This is a genomic window from Shewanella sp. S1-58-MNA-CIBAN-0166 (genome assembly GCF_040310085.1).
Classification (GTDB): domain Bacteria; phylum Pseudomonadota; class Gammaproteobacteria; order Enterobacterales; family Shewanellaceae; genus Shewanella.
Genome location: NZ_JBEOPN010000138.1, coordinates 1 through 273 on the forward strand (window position 1 = coordinate 1; position 273 = coordinate 273).

Here is a 273-nt window from a genome sequence, read left to right on the forward strand (position 1 = left end):
ACTGAACACCCCACTAGCTCAGCATCCACATTGGCACCATAATACTTTTCTGCAAATAGTACGGCGGGAATCGTATCGGTTCCAACGAGACCTGACGCCAAATGGCCAAAACCACTCATTGCCGCAGCTTGTTTACCAAACATGCCTCTAAAGCTGAAGTCATGCCCCTGAAAAGGCACAAAATCCATTGGTAACCCGGTCTTTTCTGCAAACTCTTTGAATACTTTCAAATAGGCAACTGACGTTGTTGCACTTGTTTGAATGGGCCAGTTT

1 pseudogene is annotated in these 273 nt (G+C 45.8%); it reads right to left on the minus strand.

What is annotated here, in order from left to right:
* Window positions 1-273, minus strand: a pseudogene (locus tag AAEY99_RS21430) (nicotinate phosphoribosyltransferase); the annotation flags it as partial.